Below are 12,897 nucleotides of genomic sequence, written 5' to 3' on the forward strand. Positions count from 1 at the left end.
CTCAGTGTGACTCGACGTTGAAGCCGAGCTTGGCGAGCACGATGAAGAGCAGACCACCGGCGACGGTGACGGCCACGCCGACCCAGAAGACGAGCCAGCTGATCGGGTCGAGCATCATGGCGACGCTGCCGATGAGGAAGCCGAGGAGGCCGACCGCGACTGCGATCCAGGCTGCCGGGGTGTTGCCGTGGCTGGCGGACATTCGATGCTCCTCTACGAGTTCACTTTGCTTGGGTGCAGTGTATTCATTGATCCCCGGCTGTCGGGTCCCGACCCTCGTCCAACGACTTCCAGACGTCGATCGTGGACTGCTCCTCCAGCGGCTTCCGCTCCGGCTTGGCGTCGGCGGGGGCGTCGTACCTGCGGCCCATCTCGGGCCACGAGGGAGCCAGGCGTACGGCCGCGACGGCCGCCGCGACGGTCAGGACCGCGCCGAGGAGCGCGAGGTAGGGCCACGGGGTCGTGGTGTGCTCGGTCTCACCCCAGACGACCTCGGAGTCGATCGCCCGGCCCAGTGCGTCGATCCCGGCGTGGCCGAAGAAGGTGATGATCACGCCGATCCCGGCCAGGCCCGCGAGGGCCGCCACCAGACGGCGTACGAGACCTCGGGTGACCAGGATCACGCCCCAGGCCGCGAGGGCGACCAGGGCCAGGCCGGTGGTGGCCGGGGAGTCGTTGAGGTCGGCCGGCATCTGGGCCGGCGCGGTGACCTTCACCCACTCGTTGGAGCCGGCCCAGGCAGCCAGAGCCGCGCCGGCGAGGCCGGCTGTGACGGTGAGGCCGAACGACCTCACGAGATCAGGCCGGCGTCGAAGCAGGTGTGGTCGCCGGTGTGGCAGGCGGGGCCCTCCTGGCCGACCTTGAGCAGGATCGTGTCGCCGTCGCAGTCCAGGCGGACCTCCTTGACGTACTGCCGGTGGCCGGAGGTCTCCCCCTTGACCCAGTACTCCTGACGGCTGCGGGACCAGTAGGTCGCCCGGCCCGTCGCGAGCGTGCGCGCCAGGGCCTCGTCGTCCATGTAGCCGAGCATCAGCACCTCGCCGGTGTCGTGCTGCTGCACCACCGCGGGCACCAGCCCGTCGGGGTCGCGCTTGAGCCGGTCGGCGATGGCGGGGTCGAGTCCCTCGCCCGTAGGTCCAGTAGTCACGCCTCCAGTATCCCGCTGGGCAACAGTACGGACACAACCGGCATGTCGTGACGCCAATCGAAGGCCGTCGGCGCGCCGGCCTGCCACACTCTCTCGGTCATCTGGGCCGGGTCTCGGTACGGCCCTGTCAGCCGACCCTCAGGGTCGACTATTCAAACTGGAGAACACCGCATCATGGCTAACCCCACCCCGCAGCCGGCACCGGCGAAGCAGACCGACACCAGCGCCCTCGTGATCGGCATCCTGGTCACGATCTTCTGCTGCCTGCCCTTCGGCATCGTCTCGATCGTCAAGGCCGTTCAGGGTGACGCCGAGGGCGCCAAGAAGTGGGGCATCATCGGCGCCGTCACCGGCGTCGTCGTGATCGTCCTCTACATCATCGCCTCGGTCGTCCTCGGGCTCGGCATGGCCGCCCAGTCGGGGAGCATGTGATCACCACACCCTCACGGGTGCGCGCGGGGCTCGTCCCGCTGGCCGTCGTGGCCGGCGGGGCGGGCCTCGCGGCCGTCTTCGCCACCTCCCCCGGGCTCGTCGTCTACGTTCCGCCGTGCCCTATCCACGCGCTCACCGGTATCGACTGCCCCGGCTGCGGGATGACCCGCGGAACCATGTCCCTGCTGTCGGGCGACGTCGCCGGCGCGGTCGGCCACAACGCGCTGATGGTCCTGCTCGGGCTGCCGATGCTCGCACTGCTCTGGTTCTTCTGGCTCCGCGGGCGCGTCGGCGGCCGCCCGGCCCCCGGCTGGGCCCGCTCCCCCGCCGCGCTCCACACCTGGCTGGCGCTGACTGTCGTCTTCACGGTCCTCCGCAACCTGCCCTGGCCGCCGTTCACGGTGCTGGCCGCCTGATCACTCCGGCAAGAGTCAACTGCCCTGCTGGGCGACCCACGAGGCGTGCAGGCGCGCGTACGTCGAGCCGGCCTGCGCCACCAGATCGCTATGCGGTCCACGCTGGGCCAGTCGGCCGGCGTCGACGACGATGACCTCGTCGGCGGCCTCCGCGGTGGAGAGTCGATGGGCGATGGTGACCGAGGTGCGGCCGCTCATCAGCCGCTCCAGGGCACGGTTGATCCGCATCTCCAGACGCGGGTCGACGGCCGAGGTGGCCTCGTCGAGGACCAGCAGGTCGGGGTCGGCGAGCTGGGCCCGCAGCAGCGCCACGAGCTGACGCTCGCCGGCCGAGAGTGACTCGCCGCGCTGCCCGACGTGGGTCCGGACCCCGTCGGGCAGACCGGCCAGCCAGTCGCCCAGGCCGAGCACTCCGGCGGCCTCGACGATCTCCTCGTCGGTCGCGTCCAGGCGGCCGTAGCGGACGTTCTCGGCGAGCGTGGAGTCGAAGAGGAAGCCCTCCTGCGGGACGAGCACGACGCTGGTGCGCAGGGAGGCGTTGCCGATGTCGCGGACGTCGACGCCGTCGAGGCTCACCTTCCCCGAGGTCACGTCCATCACCCGGGTGAGCAGCTTGGCGATCGTCGACTTCCCCGACCCGGTCTCACCGACCACCGCGACCCGGCTGCCGGGGGCGATCTCGAAGGAGATGTCGTGGAGGACCGGGCGGCCGCCGGGGTAGGCGAAGGTGACGTCGTCGAACTCGATCGAGAGCGGGCCGCGGGGCAGGACCGCCCCGTCGGCACCCGGGTCGACGAGGTCGGCGGGCGTGTCCAGGATCCCGATCGTGCGCCGCCAGGAGGCGATCGCGTTCTGCGCGTCGGTGAGGATCTGCGTACCCATCTGGACGGGGCCGACGAACAGCGTCACCAGGAAGGCGAACGCCAGAATCTCGCCGACGCTCAGCTCGCCGCCGGTGCCCCGGTAGGCGAGCGCGAGCAGCACGCCGCCGACGACCACACCGGCGTTGGCGAGACCGCCTGAGAGACCACCGAGGCTGAAGAAGATCGAGGTGTAGGCCTGGGCCCTGGTCTGGGCAGCGCTGGTGGCGTCGATCTCGCGGTCGATGCGCTGCTGGGTGCGGTCCTCCACGGCGTACGCCTTGACCACGGCCGCCCCGACGACCGGCTCGGAGACCGCGGAGAGCATCTTGGCGACCTGGCGGCGCGACAGCGTGTATGCCGCGGAGAGCTTGCGCTGGAAGAACCGCAGGCTCAGGAAGAGCGGGCCGAAGCAGAGCCACACCAGCAGTGCGAGCTGCCAGGAGTAGACCACCATGACGACGGTGGCGATCAGCATCTGCCCGATGCTGACGATGAAGAGCAGCCCGCCGAAGACGATGAACTGGCTGACCTGGTCGACGTCGCTGGTGACCCGCGAGACCAGCGCGCCGCGGTGCTCGGTCGACTGGGTGAGCATCGGCAGGTCGTGGACGTGCCGGAAGGCCTTCGTACGCAGCGTCGCCAGGCCCCGCTCGGCGGCGGTGAAGAGCCGGCTGGTCATCAGGTAGGAGGCCACGCCCGTGACGGCGATGGCGACCAGCGCGACCAGACCGGCCCGCAGGACGTAGCCGAGGTCGGGTCCGTCCGGACCGCTCAGGCCGTTGTCGAGGGTCTGCTGGACGACGACAGGGACGACGACCTGGCCGATGCTCGCGAGCACGGCCAGCGCGAAGGTGCCGCGGATGCCCTCGACCAACTCCGGGGAGTGCTTGATCCCCCGGCGGATGGTCTCGAAGGCGCCGAGGTCCTCGCCGCTGCCGACCCGGGTCTCGGGTTCGAGGGTCGCGGTCACTGGGCCGTCTCCGGGGTCTCGTAGGCGTTGACGAGGCGGGCGTAGGACTCGTCGCGGGCGAGCAGCTCGGTGTGGGTACCGCGGTCGCGGATCCGGCCGTCCTCGAGGTGCACGACCTCGTCGGCGAGCGCGATCGTGGCCTTGCGGTAAGCCACCACGACCAGGCTGGTGTCGCCGGCGCCGTCACGGAGCGCCGCGAGGATGCGCTGCTCGACCTCGGGGTCGACCGCCGAGGTGGCGTCGTCGAGGATCAGCAGCCGTGGGCGGCGGACGAGGGCTCTCGCGAGCGCGAGGCGCTGACGCTGCCCGCCGGAGAGGCTCGCACCGCGCTCGCCGAGGGTGGTGTCGAGGCCGTTCGACAGCGCGGCGACGAACCCGTCGGCCTGGGCCGCCTTCAGGGCTGACCAGACCTCGTCGTCGGTGAGGTCGGCGCCGAGGGTGACGTTGCCGCGCACGGAGTCGTCGAAGACGAAGGCGGTCTGCGGCACCAGCGCCGCCACTCGGGCCCATTCCCCCGGGGCCAGGTCGCGCAGGTCGGTGCCGTCGAGGGTGATCCGGCCCGTCGCCGGGTCGACCAGCCGGGCCAGCAGCATCGTCAAGGTGCTCTTGCCGGAGGCCGTCTCGCCCACGATCGCGACCGTGCGGCCGGGCTCGACCTCGAAGTCGACGCCGTCGAGAAGCGTCGGGCCGTCGGCATACGCGTAGGAGACGCCGTCGACCTGCACCCGCGCACCGGTCGGCTCGCGCCTGGTGCGCGCCGACCCGTAGGCGAGACGGCCGGTCGCATCCAGGACCCTCCGCACCCGCCGGTAGCCGACGACGCTGCGCGGGAACTCTCCCAACAGCCACCCGAAGGAGCGGATCGGGAAGGCGACGATGGTGAGCAGGAAGCCGATCTGGACGACGTCGCCGGGTGCCGCGCCGCCGCTCGAGACGCGCCCGACGCCAACGGCCAGCACGGCCAGGACGCCGATGCTGGGAAGCGCGGCCAGGATCGGGTCGAACGCCGCACGGAGCCGGCCGGCGCGGATGTTGACGTCGCGCAGCTCCTGGGCCTTCTCGCGAAACCGGGTGGTCTCCTCGGCCTCACGCCCCAGCGTCTTGACCACAAGGGCGCCGTCGAAGGACTCGTGGGCGATCCCGGAGAGCTCCGCGCGCAGCTGCTGGGCGCGGGTCATCAGCGGCGAGGAGAAACGCTGGAAGACGAGGTTGGCGACCACGACCGCGGGGAAGACGAGGATCGCGACCGACGCGAGCACGACGTCGGTCCAGAACATCTGCCCGACCGCGATCACCATCATCGCGAGGGTGCCGACGGCCATCGGCAGCGGAGCGATCGGCGACCAGGACGCCTCGACGTCGGAGTTGGCGTTGGAGAGCAGCTGACCGGTCGGGTGCCGGTGGTGCCAGGCGAGCGGGAGCGCCAGATACTGCCGGGTGACCGCGCGGCGCGAGTGCGCCTGCATGCGGTACTGCATCACTCCGGCACCCAGCCGCCGCGCCACCACCCCGACCGCACGCAGGATCGCGACTCCGACGAAGAGTCCGACCACCGCCCACAGCCAGCCGGCACCGATCTCGCCGTCGCGCAGCGCCGGCACCAGCACGTGGTCGGTGGACCAGCCCAGCACCCACGCGTCGGCAACCGTCAGCGCACCGAAGAGCGCGGACCCGAGGGTCGAGAGCGTGAAGACCGCCCGCTCGCGCCGGATGGCGACTCCGAGAACCTTGAACCCGTCGGTCGTCGTCGCCCTCTGGGGTGTCGGATCATCGTCGCTCATCTCGGGTAAAGCCTAGGTCAGTGCGGTGAATGGGACGAATTTTTTTGAACCACCCACCCTGGAAGGGGTCGATAGGGTGCAGGCCGTGGTCTCCTTCGCGCGCTCCGAGCGCCTCGCCCTGTGCGACACCGCCGTCTCGCTGGGGCCTGCGGCCCCGACGCTCTGCGAGGGTTGGGAGGTCAAGGACCTGCTGGTGCACCTGCTCGTGCGCGAGCGCCGCCCGTGGGCCGCCGCGGGCATCCTCCTGCCGCCGCTCGCGCCGGTGTTGCGGAAGGCGGAGGCTGCATACGCCGCTCAGCCGCTCGACGCCCTCGCGGCCCGCCTCCGCGACCCGAAGGGCACGCCCTTCGCGCTCGGCCCCATCGAGAAGGCCGTGAACACCGTGGAGTTCTTCGTCCACCACGAGGATCTCCGCCGTGCGCAGCCGGGTTGGGAGCCGCGTACGCTCCCCGCCGCTGCCGAGCGCGACCTCTGGCGCACCCTGAAGCTCGTCGGCAAGGGCCTGGTCCGCTCCGCCGGCACCCCGGTGGTGATCAGCAACGGCACCGACACCGCCACCCTCCGATCCGGCGACGAGCCCGTCACCATCACCGGCCCGGTCGGCGAGCTCATGCTCTTCTGCTTCGGCCGTCATGAAGTACGCGGCTTGTCCTTCGATGGTCCGGCTGAGCGGATCACTCAGCTGGAGAATGCCAGTCTCGGCTTTTGAATTCGCCGGGGTGCGCCCCTACATTGCTAGGTTGACCTGCACATTCAGGTTCTACGACGGAAGTAGCCTCATGCACACGAGCCATCAGCCGCGCTCTTACGGCCTCCGCGGTCGGGCCCGTCTCCTGATCGCTACCGCTACCGTCCTTGCCATCACCGGCTGCGGCAACGCCACTCCTGACACCAGTTCGGCGATCGGTCGCGAGGAGTTCGCTGATCGGGTCATCAGTGCCGCTCTCAAGGCCAACACCCTGCAAATGCGCATCGACAGCGGTGGCGACAGCATCAGGGCTGACATCGTGCTCAACGACGAGTCGGACATGCTTGCATCCGATCTGAGCATGTCCACCCGCCAACCGCTCCTCGTGCGGTGGAAGAACGGGCGCATCTACATCAAGGACAAGTCTCTTGCCAAAGGCTGGGTCGCGGCCGATCCGACCGATCCTCGCGATCCCGTCGGAGCCCAGTTCGGCTACGTGCGGACTCTGAATCCAGTGACGCTGGTCAAGGACGCGCGTGACATCGCCATTGCGCTGACCCGTGTGGGGACCGAGGTCGTCGATGGAACCAACACCACTCATTATTCGATGACCCTTGATCCCGAATTGGCGACCAGTGGTAGCACGATCAATGCCGAGGGACTGCGTGCCCAAGGCCATCAGGGCAAGCTCGTCTATGAGTTCTGGATCGATGAAAACGACCTGATGGTCGAGGTCACCTTCGACGTTGCAGACCGCACCGACAGGGTGCATATGTCCGAGTGGGGCATGCCGAAGGACGTCGAGGCGCCGATCGCGGCGCGCACCACAGCCGAACTCGGAATGCTCGAGTCTTCCTGACGTACCGCTTCGTCAGGTCCATTCGAGATCACTGGCTCCGCGGTCCAGCGTTTCTTCAGCTCACGCCGCGCAGCTTCGCACCGCGAACTGCTTCGCATAGCCGTTCGAGCTATCCCACAAAGCCCGAACGGACTATGGCTGGGTACTCGCAAATCTGATCTTATTTGCTGTCCATTCTTCGGGTCCTCATGCAAAGAAAAAGACACATGTGCAAACCTACGAATCCGGTCCGTATCGCCGCCCTAACCGGAACGGCCACGTTGGTCCTGAGTGCCTGCGGATCGACAGGGACGGGCGGCGGGTCAGCCGCGTCACCGACGCCGGCGGAGTTCATGGACCGGATCGTCGCGGCAAGCCTCGACGAGGGCAGTGTCCACCTCGTCATGGATATGGGCACAGCGGGTGGCATGGAGGCCGACTTGGTCCTCACCGAGAACGAGGCTGACCTGGCCGTGGACATGATCGTTGATTTCGATGGTGACGAGATGAAGATCGTGCTGGTCAAGGAGAAGTGGTACGTCCACAGCGCCGACCTTGGCGATCGGTGGATCGTCAGCGACCCCGACGACCCCGACGACCCGTTCGGCGCAGCGATCTCGGAGATGGGCTCGCTGAACCCGGCATCCCAGGCCGAGGACATCAAGCCCGCGGTCACTGACGTGAAGAAGATCGGCGAGGAGAAACTCGCGGGCACAAGCACCACCCACTACGAGGTGACCGTTGACCCCGAGAAAGTTCCCGAGGACGCCGGCATCGATCCTGAGATCCTGAAGAAGGTCGACCTCGAAGACGGCCTGGTCTATGACTATTGGCTCGACGCAGATGATCTGATGCAGAAGGTGAGTTTCGGGATCGCCGGTCAGAGCTTCGAAATGATCATGACCGGCTGGGGCGAGACGTACGAGATCGAGGCCCCGAAGGACGCGATGACCTTCGCCGAGCTGATGCAGTCGCCGGCCTGATCCGCATCGGGGAGGGACCCAGAGGCGGCCCCGCCCGGCAGCAGTGCGCCTGTCGCTGTCGCGATGACGCGCACACCTTCTTCGGATGCATCCTTGTTACGACCTGTTCCCGATGTGGCGGCCGTAACCTCCCGGCGGCCCGAGACGTTGTGTCTCAGATAACCGAATCCCCCAGGAGGTCCCACGATGCGTCGTGCGGCAGCAGTCACCGTCGCCATGCTCTTCGTCTTCTCGCTCACCGCAGCCGGCCCAGCGATGAGCGCGAGCCCGGAACTGCGGGACGTGATGCTCGTGGGCAACAACTGGGACGGGACCGCCTCGATCGTCGATGCCCGCAGCTTCGAGGTGCTGCGCAAAGGCATCGACCTGGTGCCGGACAAGGACGAGGAGATCGCCGAGATCCACCAGGATCCCGAGCGGCTGGCCTACTACTACCTGGTCCGCTACGGCCCTGGCGAAGGCAACGACCAGCTCGTGGACGACATGTTCACCACCAGGGACGGCAAGCTGCTGGCAGTCTCGCGGCCGAGCCTCGCCGACGTGGTCTGGATCGACATCGAGAAGGCGCTCGCGGGCTCCCCGGACTCCGTCGTGGTCGAGCAGCAGATGGACGGTCACCGCACCGACCACATGGGCCTCTCCCCCGACGGCACCAAGCTGCTGGTCTCCGACTCGACCTCGCGGACGGTGCACGAGTACTGGATGGGTGGCGCGGGCGACCCGCGGACGGGTGAACGGCTGCGTACGTTCGAGTCGGGCGAGACGCCCCACGAGAACAACTACTCCGAGGACGGCTCGCGCATCTTTCACGCCTCGATCGGCCGCGTCTACCTCCCCGGCGACCAGAAGGAGATCTCCCTCGACTCGCTACCGCTGATCAGCCTCGATCAGCTCGGCCTCGGCACCATCCCCGGCACCGACCTGCTCCCGCCGGTCAAGATCGGCCCGATCCACGATGCGATCAAGGGCGATCGCTGGTTCGAGATCGTCGACGAGTCCACCTTCGAGATCTCCCAGCGCTGGGAGATGGGCAAGGAGCTCGAGGAGGCCGGCTATCCCTCGATCTCCTCAGCCGTACGTCCCATGGCGGTCGCGCCCGGTGAGCGGTTCATCTACTTCCAGATGTCGTTCCTGCACGGCCTGGTCGAGTTCGACACCCGGGCGGCCGACATCGACGGCAAGGTCGGCTACTCGACCGGCGCGATCGAGGAGCCCCGCACCGGTGCCGTCACGCGCGTCATCCCGCTCCCCAAGCGCACCCAGCTGCCGCGCGAGCTCTACGTCAACGACTCCGCCCACCACGGTCTCTCGATCGACGCCAAGGGCGAGACGCTGTGCGCGGCGGGCACGATGGACGACTATGTCGCGATGGTCGACCGTGCGACGGGTGATTTCAAGACCCTCGACGAGGAGACCACCGGCCACTACTACGGCAAGCCCTACTGGACCACCGAGGGCCTCGGCCACACCTGCTGGGCGTCGCTCTCGGACGCCGATGCGGTCGCCGTGATCGACTTCCGCACCGGCGAGGAGCTCGCCTACCTCGACGTCGGCAACCACCCCCAGCGCGTACGCCACGGGCAGATCCCGAGCTCGCTGCTCGGCTAGGCACCGGGAGCCCGGTCCCGGCCTCGGGGCCGGGGTCCGCGCTTCGCGGCGGCTGTGCAATGGCGGCACTGGCGACGAGGCTGTGCGATAGCGCGCCGGGATAATCCCGGTCTGACGCCGCAGATTCCCGTCATGACGGGACTCTGCGGCGTCATCCGGCGCACAGACAGAGCACTTCCCCGCCATGGCGGGAAAGTGCTTGCGGCGACTCGTCAGCGAACCGGCGCGCCGGCGCCGGAGAGCGCCTGCTTGACCTCGCCGATCCGCACCTTGCCGAAGTGGAAGATGGTGGCTGCGAGGACGGCGTCCGCGCCGGCCTCGACCGCGGGCGGGAAGTGCTCGGACCTGCCGGCGCCGCCGGAGGCGATGACCGGGACGGTCACCTCGCTGCGTACGGCCTTGATCAGGTCGATGTCGAAGCCGTCCTCGGTGCCGTCGGCGTCCATCGCGTTGAGCAGGATCTCGCCGGCGCCGAGCTCGACGGCCTTCGCCGCCCACTCGATCGCGTCGATCCCGGCCGACTTGCGGCCGCCGTGAGTGGTCACCTCGAACCCGGAGTCGGTCCCCGGCGCCCGCCTGGCGTCGACGGAGAGCACCAGGACCTGGTTGCCGAAGCGGTCGGCGATCTCGGCAATCAGCTCGGGACGTACGATCGCCGCGGTGTTGACCGCGATCTTGTCCGCCCCTGCGCGGAGCATCCGGTCGACGTCGTCGACGCTGCGGATCCCGCCGCCAACGGTCAGCGGGATGAAGACCTGCTCGGCGGTACGCGTGACGATCTCGAGCGTCGTCGCCCGCCCCTCGTGGGAGGCGGAGATGTCGAGGAAGGTGAGCTCGTCGGCGCCTTCCTTGTCGTACGTCGCGGCCAGCTCCACCGGGTCGCCGGCGTCGCGCAACTCCTTGAAGTTGATCCCCTTGACGACGCGACCCGCGTCGACGTCGAGGCACGGGATGACGCGTACGGCAAGGCTCATGACAGGTCCCCGCGCTGCCGACCGAGGGTGAGGTCGAGCGCGTCGGCGAGGTCCAGCGAGCCGGTGTAGAGCGCCGTGCCGGCGATCGCGCCCTCCACGCCGACCGCCACCAGGCCCATCAGCGCCTCGATGTCGTCGATCGTGGTCACTCCCCCGCTCGCCACGACCGGACGGTCTGTGGCCTCGCAGACCGCGCGGAGCAGGTCGAGGTTGGGGCCCTGGAGCATGCCGTCCTTGTTGACATCGGTGACGACGTAGCGCGCGCAGCCCTCGGAGTCGAGGCGGGCGAGGGTCTCGTAGAGGTCGCCGCCGTCCTTGGTCCAGCCGCGCGCGGCGAGGGTGCGGCCGCGGACGTCCAGACCCACCGCGACCCGGTCGCCGTAGGTCGCGATCGCCTGCCGGGTCCACTCCGGGTTCTCCAGCGCGGCGGTGCCGATGTTGACGCGGCGGCAGCCGGTCGCCATCGCGGCCTCGAGCGACTCGTCGTCGCGGATCCCACCGCTCATCTCGACCTTGATGTCGAGCTTGCCGACGATCCCTGCGAGGATCTCCCGGTTGTTGCCGTGACCGAACGCGGCGTCGAGGTCGACCAGATGGATCCACTCGGCGCCGGTCTCCTGCCACCTCAGCGCGGCCTCGAAGGGATCGCCGAACCGCTTCTCCGACCCGTCCACGCCCTGGACCAGCTGCACCGCCTGCCCGCCCTTCACATCGACGGCCGGCAGGAGCTCGAGATAGTCACCCATGGGGACGATCCTATGTTCTGTACGCCGCCACCCCCGCCCCGCCGTCCGGCTGCGAGACGGCGGTATGTTCAGCAAGGTATGCAGGCCAACCGTCACTTCCCTCGTGGAGCTCCTCACGGGAAGCGATGCTTCGGCTGCATACCTTGATGAACAGACCGACTCAGCGAGGCGCCAGCACCTCGAACTCGTACGCATCCGGGTCGGTCATCCTCGCCCATCGACCCGCACCGCCGGTCTCGTCGATCAGGGTCGCACCGAGATCGACGAGGCGACGGATCTCGTCCTCGGGAACCGATTCCTCGGTCGCGATCAGGTCGAAACGGAACCGGTCCCGGGGTCCGCGCGGCACCGGCGGCGGCCCGCCCCAGGCGACCTTGGCAGTTCCAGATGGGGTCGCGACCGCGGTCTCGCCGTCCTGGTCCCAGACGAGGGGCCAGCCGAGCGCGGCGCTCCAGAACATCCCGTTCTCCCGGGATCCGTCGGCAGCGACCTCGCCGAGGAACCCGGTGCCGGCCAGCCAGCTGTTGCCGGCCGGGATGACGCACAGCTCGTTGCTCTCCGGGTCGCCGAGCACGATGTGGTCCTCCTCCGGCAGCTGGCCCACGTCGAGGTGGGTGGCGCCGAGGCCGATCAGCCGGTCCACCGTCCGCTGCTGGTCCTCGGGCAATCGGCTGGTCAGGTGGAGATGGTGCGGGTTCGCCAACGTCTTGGGCGTGTCCGTGGGCAGGAACCGGATCCGGAGATCCTCCTCGGCCCGTGGCGCCAGCCTGACCTCGTCGTCTCCGGTCTCGATCTCGCGGCCCAGCACCGCCGCCCAGAATCCCGCGACCCGCTCCGGGTCGTTGGCGTCGATGCAGATCCCGAACCGCCGAGGTGTCATGACCGGCAACGTAGGACCTGACCGGCCGCTTGCACAACCGGATTCGGAGCCACTCGGGAGCCCACCTGAATGCCGAGAAAGTCCATGGCGCCGAACTAGGTTGACGGATGTGACGGATGAGTTCGAGGTGTTTCAGCCGCGACCCGAGGAGATCAACGACTGGTCCGGGCAACAGCTGGATCCCAAGATCAGGCAGTCGATCGGGTTGGGCAACATCGTGCGCATCCAGATCCAGGCGACCTCACCTGATGGAGCACCGGCCACACCGTCCGACCCGGTGGACGCATGGCACGGTGACACTCCCTACCTGAAGATCGTCGAGGTGGACGGCGATCGGCTGACCGGCGAGGTCGATGACCCGTACCGGTCGGGCCACAGCTGGATGAAGAACGGCAGGATGATCGAGTTCGACCGTTGGGCCGTCACCGAGATCCCGCTCCAATGGGACGGCAACGAGAAGCTGGCCGAGCAGGCCGAGTTCACCGGACTCGGCCGTCAGGTCACCGGCTCGATCGACCCGTACGACAGAGTCGACCGGAGCGAGGACCTCGACGGATAGCCGGATCGCGGC

The 12,897-nt window shown here is 68.7% G+C and carries 15 protein-coding genes; 7 read left to right on the forward strand and 8 right to left on the reverse strand.

What is annotated here, in order from left to right:
• Position 1 precedes the first annotated feature (1 nt).
• From OG984_RS10370 to hisI, 3 genes are read right to left on the reverse strand one after another with little or no spacing between them, the layout of a single operon-like run.
• Positions 2 to 202 carry an HGxxPAAW family protein gene (locus tag OG984_RS10370; RefSeq protein WP_328531507.1) on the reverse strand — a complete coding sequence of 67 codons (201 nt, stop codon included), beginning with the start codon at positions 200 to 202 and terminating at the stop codon, positions 2 to 4.
• A gap of 43 nt (positions 203 to 245) precedes the next feature.
• The gene (locus tag OG984_RS10375) at positions 246 to 794 is read right to left on the reverse strand and encodes a Trp biosynthesis-associated membrane protein (RefSeq protein ID WP_328531508.1); all 549 of its coding nucleotides are present in this window, start codon (positions 792 to 794) and stop codon (positions 246 to 248) included.
• The gene (gene hisI, locus OG984_RS10380; RefSeq protein ID WP_328531509.1) at positions 791 to 1,147 is read right to left on the reverse strand and encodes a phosphoribosyl-AMP cyclohydrolase; all 357 of its coding nucleotides are present in this window, start codon (positions 1,145 to 1,147) and stop codon (positions 791 to 793) included. The genes OG984_RS10375 and hisI overlap by 4 nt, the downstream gene beginning before the upstream one ends.
• 174 nt (positions 1,148 to 1,321) lie before the next feature.
• On the opposite strand from hisI, the gene OG984_RS10385 reads away from it, so the two are divergent.
• Positions 1,322 to 1,579: a CD225/dispanin family protein gene (locus OG984_RS10385; RefSeq protein WP_008362969.1), complete on the forward strand. Its 258-nt coding sequence runs from the start codon at positions 1,322 to 1,324 to the stop codon at positions 1,577 to 1,579.
• Entirely contained in the window at positions 1,576 to 1,995 is a 420-nt protein-coding gene (locus OG984_RS10390; RefSeq protein ID WP_328531510.1) for a DUF2752 domain-containing protein, read from the forward strand. Before OG984_RS10385 ends, OG984_RS10390 begins: the two co-directional genes overlap by 4 nt.
• A 15-nt stretch (positions 1,996 to 2,010) precedes the next feature.
• Here the strand turns inward: OG984_RS10390 and OG984_RS10395 are convergent, their stop codons facing one another.
• Both OG984_RS10395 and OG984_RS10400 read right to left on the reverse strand, forming a co-directional pair.
• Positions 2,011 to 3,828: an ABC transporter ATP-binding protein gene (locus OG984_RS10395; protein WP_328531511.1), complete on the reverse strand. Its 1,818-nt coding sequence runs from the start codon at positions 3,826 to 3,828 to the stop codon at positions 2,011 to 2,013.
• The gene (locus tag OG984_RS10400) at positions 3,825 to 5,609 is read right to left on the reverse strand and encodes an ABC transporter ATP-binding protein (RefSeq protein ID WP_328531512.1); all 1,785 of its coding nucleotides are present in this window, start codon (positions 5,607 to 5,609) and stop codon (positions 3,825 to 3,827) included. Before OG984_RS10400 ends, OG984_RS10395 begins: the two co-directional genes overlap by 4 nt.
• An 85-nt stretch (positions 5,610 to 5,694) precedes the next feature.
• Between OG984_RS10400 and OG984_RS10405 the strand changes: the two genes are divergently transcribed.
• The 4 genes from OG984_RS10405 (at position 5,695) to OG984_RS10420 (ending at position 9,726) form a co-directional block, all read left to right on the forward strand.
• Positions 5,695 to 6,318: a TIGR03085 family metal-binding protein gene (locus tag OG984_RS10405; RefSeq protein WP_328531513.1), complete on the forward strand. Its 624-nt coding sequence runs from the start codon at positions 5,695 to 5,697 to the stop codon at positions 6,316 to 6,318.
• A gap of 70 nt (positions 6,319 to 6,388) precedes the next feature.
• The gene (locus OG984_RS10410; RefSeq protein WP_328531514.1) at positions 6,389 to 7,156 is read left to right on the forward strand and encodes a hypothetical protein; all 768 of its coding nucleotides are present in this window, start codon (positions 6,389 to 6,391) and stop codon (positions 7,154 to 7,156) included.
• Positions 7,157 to 7,488: 332 nt separating this feature from the next.
• On the forward strand, positions 7,489 to 8,118 hold the full coding sequence (locus OG984_RS10415; protein WP_328531515.1) for a hypothetical protein: 630 nt from the start codon (positions 7,489 to 7,491) through the stop codon (positions 8,116 to 8,118).
• A gap of 186 nt (positions 8,119 to 8,304) precedes the next feature.
• Entirely contained in the window at positions 8,305 to 9,726 is a 1,422-nt protein-coding gene (locus OG984_RS10420) for a YncE family protein (protein ID WP_328531516.1), read from the forward strand.
• Between the two features lie 212 nt (positions 9,727 to 9,938).
• Here the strand turns inward: OG984_RS10420 and hisF are convergent, their stop codons facing one another.
• The 3 genes from hisF to OG984_RS10435 form a co-directional block, all read right to left on the reverse strand.
• Positions 9,939 to 10,700 carry an imidazole glycerol phosphate synthase subunit HisF gene (gene hisF / locus OG984_RS10425; protein ID WP_328531517.1) on the reverse strand — a complete coding sequence of 254 codons (762 nt, stop codon included), beginning with the start codon at positions 10,698 to 10,700 and terminating at the stop codon, positions 9,939 to 9,941.
• The gene (gene priA / locus OG984_RS10430) at positions 10,697 to 11,446 is read right to left on the reverse strand and encodes a bifunctional 1-(5-phosphoribosyl)-5-((5-phosphoribosylamino)methylideneamino)imidazole-4-carboxamide isomerase/phosphoribosylanthranilate isomerase PriA (protein ID WP_328531518.1); all 750 of its coding nucleotides are present in this window, start codon (positions 11,444 to 11,446) and stop codon (positions 10,697 to 10,699) included. The genes hisF and priA overlap by 4 nt, the downstream gene beginning before the upstream one ends.
• A 160-nt stretch (positions 11,447 to 11,606) precedes the next feature.
• Positions 11,607 to 12,326, reverse strand: coding sequence for a VOC family protein (locus OG984_RS10435; protein WP_328531519.1), 720 nt, complete (start codon positions 12,324 to 12,326; stop codon positions 11,607 to 11,609).
• A gap of 109 nt (positions 12,327 to 12,435) precedes the next feature.
• Between OG984_RS10435 and OG984_RS10440 the strand changes: the two genes are divergently transcribed.
• Complete coding sequence (locus tag OG984_RS10440; RefSeq protein WP_328531520.1) at positions 12,436 to 12,885, forward strand: hypothetical protein; 450 nt, start codon at positions 12,436 to 12,438, stop codon at positions 12,883 to 12,885.
• The last annotated feature ends 12 nt before the right edge of the window (positions 12,886 to 12,897 follow it).

It is taken from the genome of Nocardioides sp. NBC_00368, from assembly GCF_036090055.1.
Lineage (GTDB): Bacteria > Actinomycetota > Actinomycetes > Propionibacteriales > Nocardioidaceae > Nocardioides.

What these genes read in the sequence shown, in the direction of transcription:
- priA (WP_328531518.1), bottom strand. Translation starts at nt 11,446, where the DNA reads ATGGGTGACTATCTCGAGCTCCTGCCGGCCGTCGATGTGAAGGGCGGG.
- OG984_RS10420 (WP_328531516.1), top strand. Translation starts at nt 8,305, where the DNA reads ATGCGTCGTGCGGCAGCAGTCACCGTCGCCATGCTCTTCGTCTTCTCG.
- OG984_RS10370 (WP_328531507.1), bottom strand. Translation starts at nt 202, where the DNA reads ATGTCCGCCAGCCACGGCAACACCCCGGCAGCCTGGATCGCAGTCGCG.
- OG984_RS10415 (WP_328531515.1), top strand. Translation starts at nt 7,489, where the DNA reads ATGGACCGGATCGTCGCGGCAAGCCTCGACGAGGGCAGTGTCCACCTC.
- OG984_RS10385 (WP_008362969.1), top strand. Translation starts at nt 1,322, where the DNA reads ATGGCTAACCCCACCCCGCAGCCGGCACCGGCGAAGCAGACCGACACC.
- OG984_RS10400 (WP_328531512.1), bottom strand. Translation starts at nt 5,609, where the DNA reads ATGAGCGACGATGATCCGACACCCCAGAGGGCGACGACGACCGACGGG.
- hisF (WP_328531517.1), bottom strand. Translation starts at nt 10,700, where the DNA reads ATGAGCCTTGCCGTACGCGTCATCCCGTGCCTCGACGTCGACGCGGGT.
- OG984_RS10435 (WP_328531519.1), bottom strand. Translation starts at nt 12,326, where the DNA reads ATGACACCTCGGCGGTTCGGGATCTGCATCGACGCCAACGACCCGGAG.
- OG984_RS10410 (WP_328531514.1), top strand. Translation starts at nt 6,389, where the DNA reads ATGCACACGAGCCATCAGCCGCGCTCTTACGGCCTCCGCGGTCGGGCC.